Raw genomic sequence first — 23,080 nt, forward strand, 5'->3', positions numbered from 1 at the left:
CGTTAACTCAACGTTGAATCGCACTCTTCCTTATTTTTAATTATTGTTCATTCAAAATAAACGAAAATTCAATGTCACGATCTGCTGGAATGTGATATTGTTCTTCAACATCAGCACCCCAACTATCAATTCCACCAACACCACGAACTGCTCCAGCAATCACTAGAACCGTCCGCCGAGCCAATGGCAATTCTTCGATGTGGGTTGCCGATTCAAGCTCTTCTGCAGTATATGGTAAGCAGCTGAAGTTAAATGGCTTATCTGCTTGACTGACCTTCAAAGAGAACGGTTCAGTTGAATGGTCGGCATTATTTTCCGTTATTTCCCGGGTAATTTTAAGGTGGCTAGTTTCCATATGCATCCCGTTTTCCTGAGGAACCAGGTACTTAGTAACAGGAAGCCCATCAACATGGTATTTCCCGTGTTCAGCACCAGCCATCCGGTCAGGGTAAGTTTCACCAGAAAGCCCTTCATAGTCAAAGCTCGTTGCCGTGGTTGGCATGATGAAGCGAAGACCAAAGACCGGGAGACTAGGGAGATCTTGATGACCAAAGTAATGAGCATTAATCTTAATTTGACCATCAGCGGTTACTGTATAAGCCACGATAACCTTGGTTGCAGGAACAGTTAACGTTTCGTAGGTGAATGTAATCGTTACTTCATTAGCAGTTTCGTTATTCGTAAACTGGTTTGTCTCTGGAGCGATTGGTAAGTGATCAAATTGTTGACCGTCAACGGTTAGCTGAGTTTGACCATTAAGGCACTTTGTAAAAGTATCCGCGGCTAACCATTGTGCCGACTTGATGTTGAAGCCGCTTCCCCGATCGTTATCAGTAGTTGCTCGCCAGAATGTTGGGGTTGGTACTCGATAAAGCCACTCTTTACCGTTTAATTTTAGTGATTCCAAACCACCCTTTTCGTAACTAAAGATATAATGGAAGCCTTCGCCACCAAGTCCCAGTGTTCCGTCACCGTAGATCACGTGTAATTTATTTGTGTAAGCCATAGTAATAACGTACCTCCTGCATAGCTGGTTTTGGAGTCCGGTCAGCAAACATTAGACCATCACCAGAGAATTCATAATCTGAATGACGATCATCGAAGTCGCCACCATACCGCATAACCATTTGTCCACTAATTGGATCCTTTACCTGGAGTGCTTGATCAATGAAGTCCCAAATAAAGCCCCCAAAGTATTGTGGATATTTATCAAGAAGCTTAATGTAAGAACCCATTCCACCAGCGGAGTTCCCCATATCATGCATGTACTCACACTCCATAAACGGCTTATCTGGATTGTTCTTCAAGTATTCTTCAACCTGCTTTGGTGGCAAGTACATCCAGCTTTCAACATCTGAGATCTGATCCCGATAATCCTTAGTACCACCCTTTGGCAGGTAGTTAGCTGGGTCCAAGCTTGGAATCTGGTCACTATAATCGTGCGTATGACAAATCCCTTCATAGTGAACAAGACGACTATCATCATGTTCCTTGTAGAATTGTTGCATGGCTACCAAGTTATCTCCAGCAAACGATTCATTTCCGAAAGACCAGAACAAGATCGCTGTGTGGTTCTTGAAGAATTCGTAGTTGCTCCGTGCCCGGTCAACAACCACTTCTTTCCATTGTGGAACAGAACCCGGAACGTTATCTGAAGGTTCGATTGCGCCCATCTTTTGCCAAGTGGCGTGTGATTCAAGGTTATTTTCAGCCATCATGTAAATACCGTTTTGATCGCAGAGGTAGTACCACGGAATCTGGTCTGGGTAGTGACATGTCCGCACAGCATTAATGTTGTTTTCCTTAAAGGTATGCAGATCACTAAGCATGTCCTTCATGGTTACTGAACGGCCACGATGATCATCCCATTCGTGACGGTTAACCCCGTTAATAATTAGCCGTTTGCCATTTAGCAGAACGACATGTTCAGGACTAATTTCAATTCTCCGGAAGCCAAACTGGTATGGGATTAACTCAACTAGGTTGCCATTTTCATCATGGATTTCAATCAATAATTGGTAAAGGTATGGATCATGGTTATCCCAAAGGTGAACATCTTTGAATTCATGTGGTGCAATCGTAACCGACTCGTCAATCGACTTAGTTTCATCCAACAAAGTAGTCCCATCATGATCCTTAACCATGACATGAACACTTCCAGCCTGTTCACCAACAAGGTTAAGGTCTATTGATAATTCACCATCACGGTAATTATCAGCAACCCGTGGCTTCAACGTGAAGTCTTCTAGGTGAGTTACCGGTTGGGCCAGCAATTCAACACTTCTGAAGATCCCAGAGAAGCGGAACATATCCTGATCTTCAATCCAGGAAGCTGTGCTGTGCTTAAACACCTCGACCGCGATCACATTATCTTCATCCTGAATATATGGGGTGAGATCAAATTCAGACGGCGTAAAACTGTCTTCAGCATAACCAATGAAGTGACCATTAAGCCACAAGTACATTGACCGCTCGACACCTTCGAAACGAACCCGGATTTGCTTGCCCCGCAATTCATCATTCAGGTCAAAATGCTTCAAGTAAAGGCCGACAGTGTTATCTTTACCCTCGCTAAAGGAACCCTCTTCAGGATCATCCTGGCTTAATGCATAGGCAGGGCGACGAAAAATCTTCCCTTCCCACGGAATTAAGGTGTTAATGTAATTATTTTGTGCATAATCGCTTAATTCAATTTCACTAGGAACCTCAATTCGATCAAAGCCACTAGCGTCAAAGTCTGCTTGATAAAAATTCTTGATCCTCTCCTGAGGCGTTTGAGCAAATTTAAATTGCCACTGACCATCAAGACTCTGTTCAAAGCTACTCTTGTGTTTCTGCCACTCTGCATAATCACGGTAGAAATGGTGGTCACTATGCGCTGGTAGCTGGTTAACCCGAAAAGTCTCCGGATCATCCAACCATTTGATATTTGCTTCCATCGACGAAATTCCTCCTCAAAAAAATTCATTACAGCCTAAGTATAGCGCTTTCATTAGTATAAAGATAGCTTTTGCTAGACAGAAGCAGTTGATAATGACCAATTTCTATGTGGAAAAAGCATTAACTAGCTATTTCAAAGCTTGCTTAAAAATTTTTAAAACAAAAAAACACTTAACCAAACAGTTAAGTGTTTTAGTAGTGCGGCCGAGAGGACTTGAACCTCCACGGTCATAATCGACCATAAGATCCTTAATCTTACGCGTCTGCCAGTTCCGCCACGACCGCATATCAACCAACGAATATTATTATAGCAAGATCTCTATTCGTTGGCAACAACTTTTTTTAATTTTTCAAAACAAAATGATGACCGCACCGTCTGCAAACATAGCGGTTAGTGTTAAACCGCCGTTGACGCGCGATCCGAATTCCACACCCAGTACACTGATAGTACCAATAATGGTGGGTCCTCCGTCTGGCTTTCGCTTTACTGGTTGCCGGTGCATAACGTGAACCACCAACCTTGGCTAACAACTGACGGAAATCAGCGCTTTGATGACGATAATCACGGCTGGTTAAGTGAAGGTGATAATGACAGAGTTCATGGAGCACTACTCGCCTTAAATTAGCTAAATCAAACTCGGTGTACATCAGTGGGTTAATATCAATATGGTGATCATTTAAGTGATAACGACCACCAGTTGTCCGTAAGCGTGAATTAAAGAAGATTTGATGCTCAAATGGTCGGTGGAAGCTTTCCATCGACCATTTTTCAGTTAACTTTTGTAGTTGTTGATTATCCATTAGCCTCTTCTTGAGGAGCAATCATCGTTAATTGGATCCGTTGACGCTTAAGATCAACGTCATCAATCCAAACATCAACAATGTCACCAACAGAAACGGCTGATCGTGGATCCTTGATGAACTGCTTACTCATTTTAGAAACGTGAACAAGGCCGTCATGCTTAACACCAATGTCAACAAAGGCACCAAAGTCGACAACGTTTCTTACCGTTCCCTGAAGCTTCATCCCCGACTTCAAATCGTCAATCTTCATGACATCTTGGCGGAGTAATGGTGCTGGCATTGAATCACGTAAGTCACGTCCCGGCTTTTGCAGTGATGCAATAATATCCTTGACCGTTTCTTCACCAGCATTATCTGTGGTGAAGTCATTAACATCAATCTTCTTTAATTGCTTTTCAGCAGCGTCGGAGCCGAGACTATCAACATTAATCTCAGCATTTTCCATAATCTTCTCAGCAATCGGATAACTTTCAGGGTGGACATTCGTATTATCAAGCGGATTATCACCATTAACAATCCGTAAGAACCCAACCGATTGCTGATAAGCCTTAGGACCCAATCTTGGAACATCCTTCAACTGCTTTCGGTTAGTGTATTTCCCATGCTCATCACGGTATTTAACAATGTTCTTCGCAGTAGTCTTGTTTAATCCAGAAATCTGGGTTAACAGTTGGTAACTCGCGGTGTTCAGGTTAACCCCAACTCGGTTAACTGCCCGCTCAACAACTGCATCAAGCTCACCAGCTAGTTCCTTCTTTGGCAAGTCATGTTGGTACTGACCGACACCAATTGCTTGTGGTTCAATTTTCACTAGTTCAGCAAGTGGATCCTGAAGTCGCCGGCCAATACTAATTGCACTCCGTTGTTCAACATGAAGATCAGGGAATTCATCCCGGGCTTCCTTACTTGCCGAATAAACGGATGCCCCTGCTTCATTCACAATCACATAGTAGACCGGCCGTTTTATCTTCTTGAGAGTGTTCACAACAAACTGTTCAGATTCACGGCTAGCAGTCCCATTACCAATTGCGATCATCTCAACATGGTATTTTTCAATCAAATCAATTAATTGCCCTTCAGCTTTTGCCCGCTCTTCTTCTGGAGCTGGCTTATGCGGATAGATAACTGCCTTAGTGAGAAACTTCCCGTTTTCATCTAATACAGCCAGCTTACAACCAGTCCGGTAAGCAGGATCAAAGCCCAGAACAACTTTCCCCTTAATCGGTGCCTGCATTAATAGGTGGTAAAGATTTTCACCGAAGACCTTAATTGCTTGTTGATCCGCATCTTCTGTTAATTGACGCCGAATTTCTCGTTCAATTGCTGGCCCCAAAAAGCGTTTGTAGGAGTCTGTATAGGCATCCTCGATCAATTTAACCGCGGCATTTTCCTTGCTCGTCCGAATTAACCGGAAATGAAGATAATTCAAGACTGCATCATCATCGACGTTAACCTTAACGTTTAAAACGCCTTCCTTTTCTCCCCGGTTAATTGCTAATACTTGGTAAGAACTCAAATTCTTTACAGGACTTGTAAAGTCATAGTATTGTTCATACGTCTTTAGTTCGTCCTTTTCCTTACCATTGCGCTTGACAGTCGTCACTAATTGACCATGCTGTCCCATAAAGTTTCGTAACCAGCTCCGGACAGTTGACATTTCACTAATTGCTTCAGCTAAGATTTCGTGAGCACCATTCAGTGCGTCATCCACAGTCTTAACATCATCGTTTAAATACTTGGCTGCTTCAGTTTGTGGATCAGCATCGGGATAAGTTAATAACCAATTAGCAAACGGTGCCAGGCCATGCTCCCGGGCAACTTGGGCCTTGGTTTGTCGCTTTTGCTTATATGGCAAGTAAAGATCTTCAACGGTCTGCAGCTCAGTTGCCGCCAAGATTTGCTTTTCCAGAGCAGGCGTCAGCTTACCAGCTTCTTTAATTTTATTAATAACGGTTTGCTGCCGCTCAAGTAGTGTCGTCGCATGCCGATATTGGTCATGAATTTCTTGAAGCTGCACTTCATCCAACGTCCCAGTCGCTTCTTTTCGGTACCGGGCAATGAATGGAATGGTGTCTCCCTCATCCATTAACTTCAAAGCTGCTTTAATTTGTGATTCATGCAGTTTTGGGAGTTGCTTGCTTACTAATTTAATTGATTTTTCGTCCATACAATCCTCCGTCAGTAGTTTTACCGCCACCAAGTATCAGCGGGATTAATTGGCTGGTGACGCTTGTGTTGTGTCCGCTTATACCAGTTTTCAATTGTCGTAGCTGCTGGCGCATTAACATCCTTACCTTCCAGATAATCATCAATTTCCTGGTATGAAACCCCCAGCGCCTTTTCATCAGGCAACATTGGCTGATCATCTTCCAGATCAGCAGTTGGTACTTTTTCATACAGGTGCGCTGGTGCATTTAAATACTCCAACAACGCTTTCCCCTGACGCTTATCTAAACCGGATAATGGTGTGACGTCAGCACCGCCATCCCCAAATTTAGTATAAAAACCAGTAATTGCTTCAGCTGCGTGATCTGTACCGACAACTGCGCCACCATGCTCACCAGCAATTGCATATTGAACAATCATCCGTTCACGAGCTTTAATATTACCCTTATTAAAATCACTGATATTGGCACCGGCCGTAGTTAATGAGTCAAGCATTGCATCGGTTGACGGCTTAATGTTAACCCGCATCATCTTATCTGGATGAATAAACTGGTCAATTGCCATCATTGCATCAGATTCATCTGCTTGTTCACCATATGGCAATCGAACCGCAATAAATTGGTACTCTTGATCATCAGTCTCTTGACGAAGCTTCTCAACCGCTAACTGTGACAAACGGCCAGCTAATGATGAGTCTTGACCACCGGAAATTCCCAGAACCAACGTCTTCATCCCCGTCTTCTTGAGAAAACTAGCTAAAAAGTCAACTCGGCGCTCCACCTCAGTAGCTGGATCAATTTCCGGCTGGACATGAAGAGTCTTAATGATTATTTCTTGTAAACTCGTCATCTTGCTGTCTCCTAATTATCAAGTGTCTTTACGTATTCATGAATGCGGTGAATCATGTTGAGCTTATTGTCGTAACATTTTTGTGAGAGATCCACTGGGTATACTTCTGGATTAAGATCCCGCTTGTATTCATCCCAAAGAGCATCCAAGTTTTGCTTTCGCCGTTTTCGTGTCTCCTCTAGACTTGGTTCGTCATAAACGAATTGCCCATCTTTCCAAATATCCTTCAGCATTGGCCGGGCCTTAAAGTCATCCACATCCTTTTGCTGAAGAGGGAAATCAGGATTGAACATGTTTAGTGAGTGTTGGTCGCGCGGATCTTCATCAGCTAAGGTAATGTAGTCACCTTCACTCTTATTATCTGCGCAATCATTGATCCGCCAAACTTGCTTTTTCCCAGGAGTCGACATCTTGCTAATGTTATTTGAGAGCTTAATTGTGTCAACCATCTTGCCATCATCGTCTTCAATCGCAACGAGCTTATAAACTGCTCCTAACGTTGGTTGGTCATAAGCGGTAATTAATTTTGTCCCAATTCCCCAAACATCAATCTTGGCACCCTGCATTTGAAGATTTTGAATTGTCTTTTCATCAAGACCATTTGAGGCAAAAATTTTAGCATCCTTAAAGCCGGCATCATCAAGGAGCTGCCGTACCTGCTTTGAGAGGTAGGCCATATCGCCACTATCAATCCGCACACCAAGGAAGTTGATTTTATCGCCGAATTCCTTAGCAACCTTAATTGCAGCTGGAACACCACTCTTTAACGTATCAAAAGTATCCACAAGAAATACACAATCATGGTGCGTTTCAGCATAGGCCTTAAATGCATCATAATCGTTGCGGTAGGCTTGAACAAGCGCGTGGGCATGGGTCCCAGAGATTGGGATTCCAAATAGCTTGCCGGCACGAACATTACTAGTTGCATCAAAGCCGCCAATATAAGCAGCTCGGGTTCCCCACAAGGCCGCATCAAATTCCTGTGCTCGGCGTGTTCCAAATTCCATTACCGGTTGATCACCAACAATCGATTTAATCCGCGAAGCTTTAGTGGCAACCATAATTTGATAATTAATAATATTTAATAGTGCTGTTTCAACTAATTGAGCTTCTATCATTGGTGCATCAACCTGAAGAATTGGCTCGTGGTTAAACACTAAGTCACCTTCTTCAAAACTCCGAATTGAACCAGTGAACTTAAAGTCTTTCAGGTAATCTAAGAAGTCATCAGCAAACTGACCAGTTGACCGGAGATATTCAATATCACTTGCTGTAAAGTGAAGACTTTTAATATAGCGAATAATATGATCCAGACCAGCAAAGACTGCATAACCATTTTGAAATGGCATTTTACGGAAAAAGGCTTCAAACACGGCCCGCCGGTTTCCTTGTCCTTGCTTCCAATATGTTTGCATCATGCTAAGTTCATACGCATCGGTATGAAGAGCTGTACTATCATCTGGATAATTAAATTTCATTGTTCAGTATCCTCTCACTTATGTTAATAACCAACATTGTAGCACGATTTTTACTTTTCCAAAACGAACTCAAATCGCGAACCAACGTATTGAGTATGAACGTATTCAAATGGTATCCCATCCTGCAAATACGATAATTGTGTCATCCGTAATAACGGATCGCCACGCTTAACATTTAAGTAGGTTGCAATTCGTTCATTCGCTTTAGTTGCGGAAATATGCTGAACTGCATGTCCAGGATAAAGGTGCGCCTTATGCTCAAGAGTTTCCCAAAATGAAGTTGTTACTTCTTCTTTGCTTAATCCCTTTACTAAGTTAGCTGGGATGGTTGCCACTTCAAAACAGATTGGAACGTCATTCCCTGACCGAATTCGCTCCATCCGGACAACCTGATCCCCTTCTTTTAGAGCTAATTTTTCAATTTCAACTTGAGAAGGGATCGTTAAATGGTACGAAATAGTGGTACTGGAGGGAACCTTCCCTAAGGACTTCATCAGGTCCGTAAAACTTGTTACTCCAGACATCCGTTCTTGAACTTTTCGGTTGGCAACAAATGTTCCAGACCCAACCCGGCGTTCAAGAATCCCTTCATCGACAAGTTCTTGAATTGCTTGCCGTAACGTCATCCGGCTGACATTAAATTGACCAGCCAGTTCCCGTTCAGCAGGAATCTTTTCGCCAACTTTCCATTTACCATCCTCAATGTTCTCCCGTAATTGATTATGGATCTTAATATATATCGGTGAACTCATGCTGCTCGTCCTCCTTACACCATTTAGAACAATAATTAGCTATTTACAATAGTAACATCAATTAATAGGATTAGACCAATTTCAAAACAATTATTAAGAAAAAGGTCCTAACGTTTTATAAAGCAACTGCTAGAACCTTTTCAGTAAATTTATTAATTTTCGTTGCGAATTTTCATTGCCCGGTCAAGGGTCCGGTCAACGATGATTGACTGTGAATCAGCAACGGGATACTTAGTTTCAGGATTCATTTCTTCAGCATAGGAAAGCTCCGTGCAGCCAAGGATAACAATGTCACAGTGTTCTTCCTCAATCATCTTTCTGACAAGCTCATGATACTTCTTGCCATCAGAATGGCCGCCCTCCTTAATATCATGGTAAATTAAGTCCTCAGTCATTTCCTGAATTTCAGGAGTGGCCTTAACTTCCTCATAACCAGCATTTTGGATATAAGAATCGTAAATCCCAGATACCATCGTTCCATCTGTTCCTAAAAGACCAACCCGTTTAGCATCAGGCTTTAACCGCTTAATTTCGTTAACGGTTTCTTGAAGCATGTTAAGAATCGGGACATCAGTAGCCGCTTGTAACTCATCAAAAGAATAGTGGGCAGTATTACAAATGAGGACAAAGAATTCTGGCTTAAGGAGACTTTGTTGTTTAATGTCTTCAATTAAAGCCTTGGTTGGACTTGGCTTACTATGATCAAGGATCCAGCTTGTCCGGTCAGGAACTGTTGCGTGGTTAACCACGATGTAATCTAAATAATCCTGATCACGCTTCGTTGGTGTCCGTTGATCTAAAATCCGCATATAACTTTCTGTGGCTAATGTTCCCATCCCACCAAGAACTGTAAAAAACTTTTTCATGATTATAACCTCACTTTATGGTTTCTGATTTCTTATTCTTAAGCTAATAAAGCAACAAAAATTGGTCCTAGTAAGGTAATCCCGACATTTCCCATGATGTAGGCCGGCGTTAATGCAGCGGCAAAATACGCTCCACCTTCTGAACCAGCTTGGTCAGCAATCTCTGTCATTACTGCCGCACAAGTCCCTGAACCAGTTAAGCCACCAATCAATGCTAAGGGTTCCATATGTAATACATAACGACCAAATAGCAGCGTTAACAGGTGAGGAGCAATCGCAATAACCGCACCGATAAACAGCACACCGATCCCTAAAGACTTAATCGCACCAGTGAACGCTTGGGCTGACTGAAGACCAACTGTCCCGACAAAGAGCGTTAACCCCAGATTTTGGAAAAAGGCGGTCACTGTTGGTGGAATTGAATCGTGATCACGGTGTCGGGAAATCCACGTACTCAGGGCTAACCCCATTAATAATGCAGCAACACCGTTTCCTAGTTGTAACGGAATTCCATTCAATTTTAGTCCTAGTATTCCTAATAAGGAAGCACCAGCAATCCCAAGTGAAAAAAGTGAATAGTTAATGGCTAACGCACTGGTATGCAACCGCCCCATTTTCTTTAGGATCGCCGATGTTCGTGATGTATTCCCGGTTAATGAAATTACATCCCCAGGACTCAGCTGATTAAATAACTGCTCATTTCCCGTGTCTGGATCCTGAATATTAATAAAAACTCCATGTTGCCGCAAATGAGCTAACTGGGTCGGCTTAAAGTCCTTTCCTAGGACAAATTTTCGTTCTCGTGGTGCCTTTGTTGGCGTTAGGACTTCGGTAATTCCCTTAATGCCGTGCATTCGATCAAAGTGAATTGCATACCCAATTACCGTTATCAGATCACCAGGTTGTAATTTGTATTCTAAGTGGTCAGTCATTTCATCGCCATGAAAGGCAACTAATGCAATCAATCGGTAGTGACTCCACTTGTTAAAACCGCCAATTGTTTTACCGACCAATGGCGAATCGTCATTCAAACAATACGTTCGGCGCCAGGTTGGGTTAGGGTTTTTGGCATGGAAATGATACTTTCGCGCCATTAGTGGTCCCCGTGTATCTATCTTGATTCCAAGAAGTTTGGGAGCAATATCCCGAAGAAAAATGATCACTCCCAGCGTCCCAAAAACATAGGTTAATGCATACGCAACGGGCAACTGTGCCTCATACGTTGAACGAACAGCATTGCTTACCGGCAGAGAGCCAATCGTTCGCAACGAGCTGGCAACGGTTGAAGACTGGGTCAACGAACCAGCAATAATTCCCGAAGCTACTCCTGGTCCAATATGAAATACTACAAACAATCCCCATGAAATAAGAAAGGCCGCGACCAGCCAAAAAACACTAATAATTAAAATCCGTGACCCAAAGATCTTCAAACTCGTCATCATTTGTGGCCCTATGCGGTAACCGACAGAAAACATAAAGGCGCCAAAGAAGATTGTGCCAAGCATCTCATCACGCGGGAAGGCACCAATTTGACCAACAATTAACGTCACAACCAATGTTGCCACTGTTGCGCCAATGCTAAACCGACCCCCAATTTTATAATCCCCAATTGCAAAGCCTAAAGCCATGCAGATAAACAAGGTAAAAACTTGGTTATGAACCATAAAGTGAATAATTGTATTAACCATAAGAATCTCTTTTTTATCCCTCAAACAATTCCTTGAATCTGTTCATTACAGTCATTCATTTTAACATTATCCACGGCTTAAGGCTATCAACTAGTTAAGCTTATTCTTTTCTTGAATTCGATAATTCAAAATAACGGTAATCAGGGTCACCAAAGCCAAGCAGGCGACGATTAGGTAATCAACGCGTCCCCCGATCATCGTTCGGTTAATTAACGAACCGGTTGATTGATTCTGGAAATAAGCAACCAAGGATGCCAGCAGGCCGGTTCCCATCGAGCCGGCAAATTGCTGAACCATGTTAAATACCGAATTAACATCAGAACTATTTTCCTGCTTAACCAGCATTGAAGCATTTGAAATTGTACAGGAAAATGAAAGATTAAACCCAATTCGTAGAATCAAGAAAAAGATAGCGACGGTTAGCGCAGTCAGTCTAGATTGGAAAAGAATAAAGCATGATGCTCCAATAACCAGCAAAGCACTCCCAGTAATAACTGGTCTAGCATATCCTTGTTGATCAGCCCATCGACCGCCAAGTGGCGCGATAATTGCCCCAATTGCAGAACCAGGAAGCAATACTAATCCGGCAACCATTGCAGACGAATGAAGAACATATTGCATGTAGACTGGAATAACCAACGAGATTCCAATATTAATAAATTGGAGATTAAAGTACGTAATGGTTGAAAGGCGAATTGGAACCACCCGAAAAATTGAAAGATTCAATAATTGGGAATGTCCTGAATTATTAACGTAAATAAATAGCAAGGAGAAAATTATCCCTAAACATAAACTAAACCAGAATCGTCCCGTTAAACCGCCATTACCAATCAAGGATACTGAATACACAACCAGAACTAATGCCAAGCTTAATAAAAATAAACTCAAGTAACTAAAACGCTTAGGATTACCGATTGGCCGAGTATCAATAGTTAGTTGGCCAATAACTAAACTGATTAAGGCTAACGGTAAGATTAGCCAAAAAATCATCCGCCAAGACATTGTTTCTGAAACAATTCCACCGTATGTTGGCCCAATTGCAGGGGCAAAAGAAATCACCATTCCTGCAAACCCGGTCATGATTCCCTTCCGATTAGCCGGAATTTCCGTAAAAATCAAATGGAAGAGAATTGGTGTCGACAACCCCGTAGCCATCGCCTGAATTAACCTTGCAACCAATAATACCGGAAAATTAGTTGCGCAGGCGCCAATTACATCCCCAATAACAAACATTCCAACAGCAACAAGTGCCAGTTTTTGTGCAGGAAATTGTCGTAAGAGGTATGCCGTAGTTCCCATAACAATTGTCACCATTAATAAATATCCGGTAGTAATCCACTGGATAATATCAAGGGAGACGCCAAAGACCTTTACTAGTTCCGGATAAGTAACGTTCATTGCGGTTTCGTTTAAAATCCCGACGAAGGTTAATAATGCCATTGAAAAAATTGCCGCATAGGTATGGTTACCCTGTTTTATCTTCTCTATCATCTTTTCACCTCAATTTAAATCAAAAAAAGCCATGGCGATAAGCTTCGCCACAGCATCCCTTATTATTCTAACAGCTGATTAATCTTTTTCCAATGCCATTAACCACTCTTTCGTTCCCTGATCTAATTGAGGATCAATTGTTAATGGAAAAGGTTTGAATAAAGTTGCGATCTGCTGCCAGTTAATTTTATTTTCTTGGTAAACCGCTTGGAGAAGACGACTTTTTGTTACTTCTTGGATTTGCTTGCTGACTGGGTGATTTAAGAATGTCATCGCGGTCGCCTTAGTTGCTAATTCCTCTGCCACCATTTTAGTTAAATCTTCTTTAGTAAGCGTTCCTGAAACAAGGATTTGTTTTTTTAGCGGTACTCCCGGAAGTTCACGACGGATAAACTGCTGAAGGGCCTCCCATCCCGCAATAATCTGCCGGTAAAATTGCCAGGGAACCCGACTATTTAACTTTTGCAATAGTTCTGGAATAGTGGCGGTTAAATCTAGGTTCTGTTCTTGACAAGCACCGAGGATTTCAATTAAGAAGCGTTGATTACTTTCTTGAATATTTTTTTCCAACCTTTTCTTACTTGTCAAATTAAATCTTAAGATTACGTAGTCCACAAATTGTTCATCATCAATTACGTTTTGCTGAGAATGCTGTTTTACTTTAAATTGATTCAGCTGTTTTAGACGACTAGACTTGGCAAACTGCCCTTGCTTAGGCATTGTAATTTCCCCTTCATATTAACGATTAAATATAAACAAAAAAGCCACCAACCAAACAGTTGGTGACTTTGGCAGTTGGGCTAGCTGGATTCGAACCAGCGCATGACGGTACCAAAAACCGTTGCCTTACCGCTTGGCTATAGCCCAATAATAAAAGTGGAGGAGGGTGGATTCGAACCGCCGAACCCGAAGGAACGGTTTTACAGACCGTCGCGTTTAGCCAGACTTCGCTACTCCTCCATAACAACGTGATAGTTAAGTAGTAACAATCAACGTTTATTATAATATCGAATTTTGCTTAAAATTGCAAGGACTTTTTTGAGAAAAATCAAAAAGAGAATGTGACATAAATACTTTTACTAAGTTCAAATACGAACGCGCGGTCCCTGGGAGCATGTTCGACCTTAGCTCTATCTTTAGAGTAACAAAAAAGTTCAGAACGATTGTTTTTTCGTCCTGAACTAATCTTAGGTTGTTTCATCTTAAATAATTGCAATTTACAAGCAGGTTAATTTACACCATCCATCAAACTGTGAATTTTCTTAACAAAGAACATCAGAATGATACCAAAGAAGATACTTACGATTCCGACAATCATGAAGTAAGGTACTTCAGTTGCGGATGAGTAGTACTTAACAATTTGGGCATTCACAGCTTGACCAGCTGAATCAGCCAAGAACCACATACTCATCATTTGAGACTTAAAGGCCTTTGGTGCAAGTTTAGTCGTTACTGACAAACCAATTGGTGAGATTAACATTTCACCAATTTCAACGATAAACCATGAACCAACTAACCAGAATGGACTAACACGACCTGCTGTTCCGTACATCATTCCTGGGAAAGCCATTAAGATGTATGATAATCCAGCAAAGACAAGCCCTGCAGAGAACTTACCAGGAGCACTTGGTTGACCCTTCCAGTGATCCCACAGAGCAACGAATACTGGTGTCAGGATCATAATGAATAATGGGTTCAAAGTCTGGAAGTTGGCAGCTGCAAAGTGCCAGCTACCAATGTGAAGAACTGTCCGTTGTTCAGCAAATAATGCTAAAACAACTGAACCTGATTCTTCAATTGCCCAGAAGATTGCTGCTGCAATAAAAAGTGGGATGTAAGCAATAACCCGTGACTTTTCAGGCTTCGTAACCTTCTTGGAATTTAACATCATAATGAAGTAGTAAATTGGCAGTGCAATTGCGATAAACGTAATGATATTAATGATATTCGTAATGTTAAGCTGACCCATAGCAGCTAATAACCCAAGGACAACTACTAAGACAGCAACACCAACAAGTGTCCAGATAATAATTGGCCGCAAATCATCTTTTTCAATTGGGTCATTAGGATAAAGACTGTCCTTAGAAAGGTACTTCCGACCATCAAGAGTATATTGTAGTAACCCAAAGAACATTCCGATTGCAGCTAGTGAGAAACCAGCATGGAAGTTCATTTCATTACCGAACAAGTGTAAACCAAAGCCATTAGCAGCCCACGGAACAGCCCATGGCGCAACAGCTGCACCCAAGTTAATCCCGAAAACAAACATACTAAATCCTGAATCACGCCGTTCGTCATCCGGACTGTACAGGCCCCCAACCATTTCAGAAACATTGGGTTTTAATAAACCAGTACCAATAACAATCAACGCAATTGAAACGTACAATGCAGTAACACCAGCTGGCAATGACAAGGCAATGTGCCCAAACATAATCAGCACACCACCAATGAAGACAGTCTTCCGAGAGCCCCATACACGGTCAGAAAGCCACCCACCAACAACACTTGATAGGTAAACTAACGAACCATAGATCGCCATAATTGAAGCAGCCGTGGCTTGGTCCATGCCCAAACCACCCTTAGTTACGGCATAGTACATGTAGAATAGCAGGATGGCACGCATCCCGTAGTAACTAAACCGTTCCCACATTTCAGTGAAGAACAGAGTAGATAGCCCTCTTGGTTGCCCAAAGAAGGCTGTATCCAAGTTTTTCTCTTTACTCATACAATTCCTCCAAATAATATCTTCAGGAGATAAAATAAGATGTGAAGGTTAATTATTTTTTAAAAACTTTCACATTAAAAATTCAGAATATAATTATTATAGGCGTCTAATTTGAAAGCGTCAATTCAAAAATAAATTTTTAATGAGAATAAACCGCGATAAATAGCCATTTATAGTACAATTATTTAAATTTAAGGATCAGGTTATTAACGGTTTCGCTACCATTTAGTTAATAATTTTAAGTTAGCTGTTATTCAATGACTAACTTTATAAAGTTGTTCTCATTTTCACTGCATAAAAAAACTGGAAAGAAATAATCTTTCCAGTTTCGCTATCAACTCCGGCAGTCAGACTCGAACTGACGACAACCTGATTAACAGTCAGGTGCTCTACCAACTGAGCTATGCCGGAATAATATGTTATTGTTATCTCAACAACGAAACTTATTATACAGGAAAATACCGTAAGTAGCAAGCAGAGATTTCAATTTACTAATTAACTTTTCTCATAATGATGAATTATTTGCTGATAAGCGATCCATCAACTATAATACTTATGAAAAGTAAGAGAATTTTGAGGAGGCTTTTAATATGGCTAATACACTGGTCCTTTATTTCTCCGCTACGGGAACGACAAAGAAAGTGGCAGAGGAAGTAGCAGAAAAGCTTAATGCTGATATTGCCGAAATTCATCCAGTAACTCCATATACTGATGAGGACCTTAATTGGCATGATGAATCAACCCGTGCGACCGTTGAGCAAAAGCAAGAACATGATGGTCGAGTTCCAATTAAGAATGACTTGCCAGCACTTGATAGTTATGACAATGTGGTAATTGGTCACCCAATCTGGTGGGGAATTCCGCCCCGCTTAATTGTTGCTACTATCGACACCCTTAATCTTAACGGCAAGCATTTAGCGACCTTTGGAACATCGAGCAGTACTGGCTACGCTCGAGCACAATCTAATATTGAACGAACCATTAAGGAAAATAACTATAATGTTGAATTGAATAAGGGGAATGTCCTCAATTCACAATCAGCAATCGATAGCTGGTTAAATTCACTATCCTTAGCTCGTTAATAATCATTAAAGGATCCGAGATGCTAGTTCATAGCACTTCGGATTTTTTTATTTATTAATCAAACTAACTTTCAATTTCCACCAGCTCTTGATTAAGATCAAAAAAGCTTTCAACAGCGTTCATAAAAATCCGCTGTTGAAAGCTTTTATAGTGATTCAAATGCTAACTAGAGGAGTCGAACCTCCGACCTTCTCTTTACGAGGGAGATGCTCTACCAGCTGAGCTAAGTTAGCAAAACCAATCAACGAATACTATTGTATCATGCTAATTAGTTAGTGAAAACACTTAATTTAAATTAAAATATATTCTTCTATATCAAAATCTAGCTACTTAGAAGAAATATTTATTCAATTTTCCCATTTCTCTTTTTGACTAAGTAAATTAATTTATCTCTTCTTTTATAATTTAGCAAAGTACCACATAATAGTTAGAAAATAATCTAACTATTATGTGGTACCTCTTTACTTTAGTAATTTTCTAGTTTCCACATATAGCGACGCTTTGATAATGGATGTTTTCGAGCTTTTCCCAGATACTCTGCAAACTTTCTCATTACTGAGGTAAGCACCAGTGGATCAAAGTAATCAACAACTGAAGCGTCCATTTTACTATCGAGCCAATAGTCTTTAGCATCAATAACCGTATACTTAGTGCCAAAACGTTGCAAGAATTCTAGTGCTCGAGAGTCTAGATGACGTGTTCTTCCATCTGACATAAATAGTAGGAATGGTGCTTCTTTTACTGCTAATTCAAAAGGCCCATGAAATAGTTCTGCACTATCAAGATTAACTCCTGTAATCCATTGCATTTCCATAAAGATAAAGTTAGCAGTTGAATACCCTACTCCTCTATTAGAACCTGATGATAATGTAAATACCTTATCTTCGTCCTTATATCTTTCTGCAAATTTTTGTGCATCATTATCCACACTAGCAGCTGCATCATTGGCAACTTCATCAACCACTGATAATCCTTGTACCATTTCATTATAATTATTGCTTTCACCTAATGCATGCAATAATTCAACCGCAAAGGTTAGAGCTACCTTCTGTTTAGAAGACTTTGTGGCATAACTTTCAAAAAACTTATGCTGTAAAACATAGTCAGTCTCTTTAGTTAGTGGTGAATCAGGAGCAAAAGTTAATGCTAGAACTGTTGCGACTTTTTCCTTAGCGTTATGTACTGCTTTTAATGTTTCCTTAGTTGTACCACCTAGGGAAGCTATGACAGCTACTGTATTTTCTCCAAAATAATTAGGAACATCATAATTAAATTCGTTTGCTTCAAGCAAATGACTACCAAGTTCCTTTGAGTTTTGTAATGCATAATAATATGCGCCAAATAATTCTGAATAAGATGCTCCACATCCCATAAACACTAAAGACTTAACATCTTTAGTATCAACAATTTTTTTTACTAATTCTTGTACTTCTTGACGAGTTGTTTCTTTTTCCATAATTACCTCTCCTTACATAATTCTTTTAGTTGCAAATCAGGGATCTTAAAACTTACTCCTAGTGATCCATCTATTTGTAATTGCTTAGCACTAAATAAACTAGCTGATTTCAAAATATTAGGAATAGAGCTTATATCCCAATTTTCTCTTAGCAAGCCTGTACTAAAGTAAGTAATAAAAGAATCTCCAGCACCCATGGTATCTTTGATATGATTAGTCAGTTGAGCCGATTGGTAATAGCAACGGTTTCCTGTAAAAACCATTGCCCCTTGTTTTCCCATAGTAAATAGTAGAATAGTATGGTAATTTCCCATGCTTTGAAGCTGTCTTGCTCGTTCAACTACCTTATCTTTACTTATATTCCCCACTGAGAAACAAGCAAGATCTACATTATTAATAGTTAAAGTTATTTCATCCTCATTAGAGAAATCGGAATAGTCATAGACAATTTTAGGTTTATTAATATAATTAATTATTTCTTTTCCTTTACCATTAACACTTAAATGAATTAAATCCATTGCATTAATATAGTCCTTGTCATCTGAAATCTTAATTCCTTGATTCAGAACGCCGCCTCTATTACTAGCTAGAAATTTTCTATCGCCATTAACAACTTTAACCAGCGAATATCCAGATTCACCTTTCAAATTTTTACAATGATCAATGTTGACATTAAATTTTTTTAATGTATTTTTCATTAATTCAGCCAAATTATCATTACCAAAATTACCAAGATACCCACTAGTAATTCCTGGCATTCGAGTAGCCATAATACTGAAATTAACCGCATTGCCACCAGGAAATATTCTCTTGCTATCGAGATAAATGTCCATTACATTATCGCCAATGGCTAAGACCTTCATAGAATCATTCCTTTCTTTGATTTCCAGATGTAATGGCAAAGTTGGTAGTAGATGCGTCGTAATAGTTGAAAGTCACATAAATAACTTCTTTATCCATTACTTGACGACGTAATTTGAATAGAGGATCTCCTGGAACCTTATTCATATATTGAGCTAACTCACTAGTAGCTGGCACATAGCTCAATAATTGGTTACTACCCAGTTCCTTATATCCATATTGAGTAGACAATAGGCTAGTCATTGAAATATCTGGGGTGATTTTTTCTCTTAATTTTGGAAATTTATTTGAAGAGTAGTAAGCACTTTCTAAGCCACTTACTGCCTTATTAAACTTAACTAGTCGCTTCAAATTTATAACTGGTTCTCCAGGGAAAATATTTAGTAATTCTGCTATTTTATCTGTACTTGCTATTTCTTGTAGCTTAACTATTTGTACAGAAGGATGCTTACCACTGTTTTTCATAAAATTTGAATAGCTTCCTAGATGTAATAAATTACGTTCAACTATGTTTGCTTGAACAAAAGTTCCTTTTCCCTGTTTTTTAACCAGATAACCTTGATCAACCAAATCACTAACAGCCCGTCTAATAGTGATTCGACTAGCTCCAAACTCTCTGCCAAGTTCTGATTCAGAAGCAATTAAAGTACCTTGTTTATATTTACCATCATTGATTAAGCGTTTTAATTCAATCTCAATTTGCTCATATAATGGTGTCTTAATATTTTTTTCTAACATAATTAGATACACTCTCTATTCTAGGTATATAGAATTTTAGAAATAAAGTTCTTTGTTCTTTCGTGCTTTGCATGATGAAAAATCTCATCTGGTGTGCCTTGTTCCAAAATGTGACCTCTATCTACAAAAACTACGCGACTGCCAACTTCCTGTGCAAATCCCATTTCGTGTGTAACAACAACCATGGTCATGCCACTCTTAGCTAGCTTTTTCATTGATTTCAGAACTTCTTCTACCATTTCAGGATCTAAAGCAGATGTCGGTTCATCAAAAAGCATTACCTTAGGGTTCATTGCTAAAGATCGAATAATTGCAATTCTTTGCTGTTGTCCACCACTAAGTTGATCAGGATAGGCATCAGCCTTATTTTCCAGATCCATTTTCTTTAGTAATTCCGTCGATTGTCGATCAGCCTGAGATTTTGATAAATGCTTTACCACTCTTGGAGCATACGAAATATTTTGTCTAACAGTAAAATGAGGAAATAAGTCAAAATGTTGAAAGACCATTCCAATATTTTCGTGGACCCTTTGTTGAGCTTTTTTAGAAATACTCCCTGAAATAATTTTATCCTGGAAAAGTACTTTACCGCTAGTTGGCTGTTCCAAGAGATTCATATGTCTAATCAACGTACTTTTCCCTGATCCAGAAGGACCAATGATCACTACAACCTCTCCATTATGGACTTTAAGATTAATGTCATGTAAGACAGTGTTATTTCCAAACTTTTTTGTGACGTGACGTAATTCAAGCATCGTGACGCATCCTCCTTTCAAACAAAGCAAGAATCTGATTCAGAATCAGACAAATTACCAGGTAAAGAGCAGAAGCAATAATCATGGGTTCCAATCCTAAGGCTGTTGAACCACGAACTGTTTGAGCAGCAAACATAATATCAGTGATACCTAATACTGATACCAATGATGAATCTTTAACGTTACCGATAAGTTGATTTCCTAGTGCTGGAAGAATATTTTTGAATGCTTGTGGTAAGATGATATTCAATAAAATACGATATGATGGAATACCAAGGCTTTCTGCTGCCTCTGTTTGCCCTACCGGTAAAGATTGGATACCAGATCGAATAATTTCCGCAATATAAGCACCAGAATACAAGGTTAGCGCCACTATACCTGTTACAAAGTCATTTACGGAGAATCCCAGTAATTGTGGAAGGCCAATATAAACGATATATATTTGAACCAATAAAGGAGTATTACGAATGAAGCCAATGTAGGTTTTTGCGATTAAGCTTAGTAAGTTTGCCTTTGACATTTTCATCACAGCCAAGGCAATACCTAATAGTAGACCCAAGACAATTGAGATAACCGCAAGTTCAATTGTCGTTACAAGGCCATGCATAAATAATGGCCAATATTCTGTAATAAATGAGTAATTTGAAAACATAAAATCACTCCTTCTAATCCTTGTTAGTTGGTTCCTTTCTGTGCATATTGATCAACCCACTTGCTATATTGTGCCTTGTTTTGGTGAATTACTTCATTTAAGCGATTTACAAGGTCATCCGAAGTCCCCTTAGGAAGAGCAATAGCAGCACCTTTTGATCCATCGTTGTGTCGCCATGAAGTCATAGCTAATTCTGGATTCTTCTTCAGCAGGATAGTTGCAGTCGGTTTGTCAATGCAGAGGGCATCAGCTTTTCCATTATTTACTGCTAAAGCTAAATCGGTAACCTTTGATAGATCCTTAGTGGTAGCTTCAGGGAATACCTTATGAATCATTGGTTGTTGAGATGAATTATTAACTACAGCAATGGTAGCATGCTTGAAATTATTGGCATTTTTGTATTGAGCTAGTTTAGCTTTTGGAACAACCAAGACATTGGTACTCTTGTAATACGTGTCAGTAAACTTAGCCGCTTTTTGTCTTTCTGGCGTTGGAGCCATTGATGTAACTAACATATCAACTTTCTTAGCTTGTAAAGCAGGCAAAAGTCCGTCTAAATCCATTGTCTTTAATTCATATTTAACACCTAAGTTCTTGGCAATTTTCTTTACTAGTAGAACATCAGCGCCCTGCATTTGCGTTTTGCCATTTTTTTGAACCTGTGATTCGTATGGTGGATTAGCAGAGACCATTCCCACTCTAAGAGTACCCCGCTCTTTAATTTGTTGAAGTGATGATTTATTTGACTTTCCACATCCAGTTAAAAGAAGCAAAAGTGTTCCTAGAAGAGTTAATACATAAAATAGACGGTGTGCTTTAAGCTTTTTCATAGGTAAGTCCTCCAATTTTTATTAAATAAGACGTTATATAACGTCATAAATTAAACAACGAATTAAATATTAATCAAAAAAGGACACACCTTTCTATGATTAATAGAGTTTCTTAGTATACTTTCTTTCTTTAATATTAATAATGTCGCTATCTGACATTTACACCACCACCTTTAAATTTTAAATAAAAAAAGCCTTACCAACCCCAAAGCTGAGATTGAAAAGGACGTTTTCACGTGGTACCACCTTTTTTCGTAGTGAAATCACTACCTTCACCAACAGTTGCAAACCAACAATTAGCTGGCACGATAATGGGCGCCTACCAGTACATTCTACTTAAGTTTCGATATACGACTCACAAGCGATAGATTTTTATAATACTGTCCACCAATTTACACCAAACATTGGCTCTCTTAAGTAAGTATTACTAATCTTTCTTGATCAACATCTTTTTGTTAAATTGATTATCAAAAGGTTAACATCCTAAAATTAGAAAGTCAACATTTTTCTTTAATTTAATTTTAATCAATGATAAATTAACAATACTTTTACAATAGAAATAGTTTTCCATAATAAAATTCAGAAAATTACTTTAAAAAAATAAGCTATCTAAATTTTCTTTTTTTAGTACAAAAAAGGCACTGATTACAATCAGTGCCTTTTTATCAACTCCGGCAGTCAGACTCGAACTGACGACAACCTGATTAACAGTCAGGTGCTCTACCAACTGAGCTATGCCGGAATAATCGCGTGGCAACGTCCTATCCTCGCAGGGAGCGATCCCCCAACTACTTTTGGCGTGTTGAAGCTTAACTTCTGTGTTCGGCATGGGAACAGGTGTATCCTTCAAGCCATCATCACCACACTTACCCTTCCGGGCAAGAGCTTGCGCTCTCAAAACTAAACAATATCTTTCTTCTTCCAAACCGCACCGCGCTTAACTTGG

General features: G+C 39.8%; 19 protein-coding genes, 6 tRNA genes, 1 rRNA gene and 1 other annotated feature. Of the genes, 1 reads left to right on the forward strand and 25 read right to left on the reverse strand.

Going from position 1 to position 23,080, the window contains the following annotated elements:
• Positions 1-40 precede the first annotated feature (40 nt).
• The 16 genes from HUK45_RS07620 to HUK45_RS07695 all read right to left on the reverse strand — a co-directional run bounded on the left by HUK45_RS07620 (position 41) and on the right by HUK45_RS07695 (position 16,170).
• Entirely contained in the window at positions 41-1,006 is a 966-nt protein-coding gene (locus HUK45_RS07620; protein ID WP_191911833.1) for a beta-galactosidase small subunit, read from the reverse strand.
• Positions 990-2,939: a glycoside hydrolase family 2 TIM barrel-domain containing protein gene (locus HUK45_RS07625; protein WP_191911834.1), complete on the reverse strand. Its 1,950-nt coding sequence runs from the start codon at positions 2,937-2,939 to the stop codon at positions 990-992. Before HUK45_RS07625 ends, HUK45_RS07620 begins: the two co-directional genes overlap by 17 nt.
• 200 nt (positions 2,940-3,139) lie before the next feature.
• Positions 3,140-3,225, reverse strand: a tRNA-Leu gene (locus HUK45_RS07630).
• Between the two features lie 57 nt (positions 3,226-3,282).
• Entirely contained in the window at positions 3,283-3,741 is a 459-nt protein-coding gene (locus tag HUK45_RS07635) for a SprT family protein (protein WP_003717499.1), read from the reverse strand.
• The gene (locus HUK45_RS07640) at positions 3,734-5,911 is read right to left on the reverse strand and encodes a Tex family protein (RefSeq protein ID WP_191911835.1); all 2,178 of its coding nucleotides are present in this window, start codon (positions 5,909-5,911) and stop codon (positions 3,734-3,736) included. The genes HUK45_RS07635 and HUK45_RS07640 overlap by 8 nt, the downstream gene beginning before the upstream one ends.
• Before the next feature lie 20 nt (positions 5,912-5,931).
• Positions 5,932-6,759 (reverse strand): ammonia-dependent NAD(+) synthetase, encoded by an 828-nt coding sequence (nadE, locus tag HUK45_RS07645; protein WP_191911836.1) that lies wholly within the window; start codon positions 6,757-6,759, stop codon positions 5,932-5,934.
• An 11-nt stretch (positions 6,760-6,770) separates the two neighbouring features.
• A complete protein-coding gene (locus HUK45_RS07650; protein ID WP_191911837.1) occupies positions 6,771-8,237 on the reverse strand; it encodes a nicotinate phosphoribosyltransferase in 1,467 nt (488 codons plus the stop codon).
• 50 nt (positions 8,238-8,287) lie between these two features.
• The gene (locus HUK45_RS07655) at positions 8,288-8,989 is read right to left on the reverse strand and encodes a GntR family transcriptional regulator (RefSeq protein WP_191911838.1); all 702 of its coding nucleotides are present in this window, start codon (positions 8,987-8,989) and stop codon (positions 8,288-8,290) included.
• Positions 8,990-9,141: 152 nt separating this feature from the next.
• A complete protein-coding gene (locus HUK45_RS07660) occupies positions 9,142-9,855 on the reverse strand; it encodes an aspartate/glutamate racemase family protein (protein ID WP_191911839.1) in 714 nt (237 codons plus the stop codon).
• A gap of 38 nt (positions 9,856-9,893) precedes the next feature.
• The gene (locus HUK45_RS07665) at positions 9,894-11,543 is read right to left on the reverse strand and encodes an aspartate-alanine antiporter-like transporter (RefSeq protein WP_191911840.1); all 1,650 of its coding nucleotides are present in this window, start codon (positions 11,541-11,543) and stop codon (positions 9,894-9,896) included.
• Between the two features lie 90 nt (positions 11,544-11,633).
• Positions 11,634-13,034, reverse strand: coding sequence for an MFS transporter (locus tag HUK45_RS07670; protein WP_191911841.1), 1,401 nt, complete (start codon positions 13,032-13,034; stop codon positions 11,634-11,636).
• Between the two features lie 78 nt (positions 13,035-13,112).
• Complete coding sequence (locus tag HUK45_RS07675; RefSeq protein WP_191911842.1) at positions 13,113-13,754, reverse strand: hypothetical protein; 642 nt, start codon at positions 13,752-13,754, stop codon at positions 13,113-13,115.
• A 75-nt stretch (positions 13,755-13,829) separates the two neighbouring features.
• A tRNA-Gln gene (locus HUK45_RS07680) sits at positions 13,830-13,901 on the reverse strand.
• 10 nt (positions 13,902-13,911) lie between these two features.
• Positions 13,912-13,994, reverse strand: a tRNA-Tyr gene (locus HUK45_RS07685).
• Between the two features lie 268 nt (positions 13,995-14,262).
• The gene (locus HUK45_RS07690; RefSeq protein ID WP_191911843.1) at positions 14,263-15,759 is read right to left on the reverse strand and encodes a peptide MFS transporter; all 1,497 of its coding nucleotides are present in this window, start codon (positions 15,757-15,759) and stop codon (positions 14,263-14,265) included.
• A gap of 338 nt (positions 15,760-16,097) precedes the next feature.
• Positions 16,098-16,170, reverse strand: a tRNA-Asn gene (locus HUK45_RS07695).
• Positions 16,171-16,349: 179 nt separating this feature from the next.
• Between HUK45_RS07695 and HUK45_RS07700 the strand changes: the two genes are divergently transcribed.
• Positions 16,350-16,841: a flavodoxin gene (locus HUK45_RS07700; protein WP_191911844.1), complete on the forward strand. Its 492-nt coding sequence runs from the start codon at positions 16,350-16,352 to the stop codon at positions 16,839-16,841.
• Positions 16,842-17,002: 161 nt separating this feature from the next.
• Here HUK45_RS07700 and HUK45_RS07705 read toward each other — a convergent pair.
• The 9 genes from HUK45_RS07705 to rrf form a co-directional block, all read right to left on the reverse strand.
• Positions 17,003-17,075, reverse strand: a tRNA-Thr gene (locus HUK45_RS07705).
• A 233-nt stretch (positions 17,076-17,308) separates the two neighbouring features.
• Complete coding sequence (locus HUK45_RS07710; RefSeq protein ID WP_191911845.1) at positions 17,309-18,298, reverse strand: SIS domain-containing protein; 990 nt, start codon at positions 18,296-18,298, stop codon at positions 17,309-17,311.
• A 2-nt stretch (positions 18,299-18,300) separates the two neighbouring features.
• Positions 18,301-19,161, reverse strand: a complete 861-nt coding sequence (locus tag HUK45_RS07715) for a PfkB family carbohydrate kinase (protein WP_191911846.1) — start codon at positions 19,159-19,161, stop codon at positions 18,301-18,303.
• Between the two features lie 4 nt (positions 19,162-19,165).
• Positions 19,166-19,897, reverse strand: coding sequence for a GntR family transcriptional regulator (locus HUK45_RS07720; RefSeq protein WP_124031469.1), 732 nt, complete (start codon positions 19,895-19,897; stop codon positions 19,166-19,168).
• A 20-nt stretch (positions 19,898-19,917) separates the two neighbouring features.
• Positions 19,918-20,652, reverse strand: coding sequence for an amino acid ABC transporter ATP-binding protein (locus tag HUK45_RS07725; RefSeq protein ID WP_191911847.1), 735 nt, complete (start codon positions 20,650-20,652; stop codon positions 19,918-19,920).
• A complete protein-coding gene (locus tag HUK45_RS07730) occupies positions 20,645-21,304 on the reverse strand; it encodes an amino acid ABC transporter permease (RefSeq protein ID WP_040531553.1) in 660 nt (219 codons plus the stop codon). Before HUK45_RS07730 ends, HUK45_RS07725 begins: the two co-directional genes overlap by 8 nt.
• Before the next feature lie 23 nt (positions 21,305-21,327).
• A complete protein-coding gene (locus HUK45_RS07735) occupies positions 21,328-22,134 on the reverse strand; it encodes a transporter substrate-binding domain-containing protein (RefSeq protein WP_191911848.1) in 807 nt (268 codons plus the stop codon).
• 219 nt (positions 22,135-22,353) lie between these two features.
• Positions 22,354-22,588 (reverse strand) — a binding site (T-box leader).
• A gap of 215 nt (positions 22,589-22,803) precedes the next feature.
• Positions 22,804-22,876 (reverse strand) — tRNA-Asn (locus tag HUK45_RS07740).
• A 6-nt stretch (positions 22,877-22,882) separates the two neighbouring features.
• Positions 22,883-22,999: ribosomal RNA gene (gene rrf / locus HUK45_RS07745) — 5S ribosomal RNA — on the reverse strand.
• Between the last annotated feature and the right edge of the window lie 81 nt (positions 23,000-23,080).

It is taken from the genome of Limosilactobacillus urinaemulieris, assembly GCF_014838745.1.
Classification (GTDB): domain Bacteria; phylum Bacillota; class Bacilli; order Lactobacillales; family Lactobacillaceae; genus Limosilactobacillus; species Limosilactobacillus urinaemulieris.

Bases quoted from the DNA above. Each gene is read 5' to 3' on its own strand.
- HUK45_RS07670 (WP_191911841.1), bottom strand. From the start codon at position 13,034: ATGATAGAGAAGATAAAACAGGGTAACCATACCTATGCGGCAATTTTT.
- HUK45_RS07700 (WP_191911844.1), top strand. From the start codon at position 16,350: ATGGCTAATACACTGGTCCTTTATTTCTCCGCTACGGGAACGACAAAG.
- HUK45_RS07625 (WP_191911834.1), bottom strand. From the start codon at position 2,939: ATGGAAGCAAATATCAAATGGTTGGATGATCCGGAGACTTTTCGGGTT.
- nadE (WP_191911836.1), bottom strand. From the start codon at position 6,759: ATGACGAGTTTACAAGAAATAATCATTAAGACTCTTCATGTCCAGCCG.
- HUK45_RS07730 (WP_040531553.1), bottom strand. From the start codon at position 21,304: ATGTTTTCAAATTACTCATTTATTACAGAATATTGGCCATTATTTATG.
- HUK45_RS07640 (WP_191911835.1), bottom strand. From the start codon at position 5,911: ATGGACGAAAAATCAATTAAATTAGTAAGCAAGCAACTCCCAAAACTG.
- HUK45_RS07725 (WP_191911847.1), bottom strand. From the start codon at position 20,652: ATGCTTGAATTACGTCACGTCACAAAAAAGTTTGGAAATAACACTGTC.
- HUK45_RS07675 (WP_191911842.1), bottom strand. From the start codon at position 13,754: ATGCCTAAGCAAGGGCAGTTTGCCAAGTCTAGTCGTCTAAAACAGCTG.
- HUK45_RS07650 (WP_191911837.1), bottom strand. From the start codon at position 8,237: ATGAAATTTAATTATCCAGATGATAGTACAGCTCTTCATACCGATGCG.
- HUK45_RS07715 (WP_191911846.1), bottom strand. From the start codon at position 19,161: ATGAAGGTCTTAGCCATTGGCGATAATGTAATGGACATTTATCTCGAT.
- HUK45_RS07710 (WP_191911845.1), bottom strand. From the start codon at position 18,298: ATGGAAAAAGAAACAACTCGTCAAGAAGTACAAGAATTAGTAAAAAAA.
- HUK45_RS07720 (WP_124031469.1), bottom strand. From the start codon at position 19,897: ATGTTAGAAAAAAATATTAAGACACCATTATATGAGCAAATTGAGATT.
- HUK45_RS07735 (WP_191911848.1), bottom strand. From the start codon at position 22,134: ATGAAAAAGCTTAAAGCACACCGTCTATTTTATGTATTAACTCTTCTA.
- HUK45_RS07620 (WP_191911833.1), bottom strand. From the start codon at position 1,006: ATGGCTTACACAAATAAATTACACGTGATCTACGGTGACGGAACACTG.
- HUK45_RS07635 (WP_003717499.1), bottom strand. From the start codon at position 3,741: ATGGATAATCAACAACTACAAAAGTTAACTGAAAAATGGTCGATGGAA.
- HUK45_RS07665 (WP_191911840.1), bottom strand. From the start codon at position 11,543: ATGGTTAATACAATTATTCACTTTATGGTTCATAACCAAGTTTTTACC.
- HUK45_RS07655 (WP_191911838.1), bottom strand. From the start codon at position 8,989: ATGAGTTCACCGATATATATTAAGATCCATAATCAATTACGGGAGAAC.
- HUK45_RS07660 (WP_191911839.1), bottom strand. From the start codon at position 9,855: ATGAAAAAGTTTTTTACAGTTCTTGGTGGGATGGGAACATTAGCCACA.
- HUK45_RS07690 (WP_191911843.1), bottom strand. From the start codon at position 15,759: ATGAGTAAAGAGAAAAACTTGGATACAGCCTTCTTTGGGCAACCAAGA.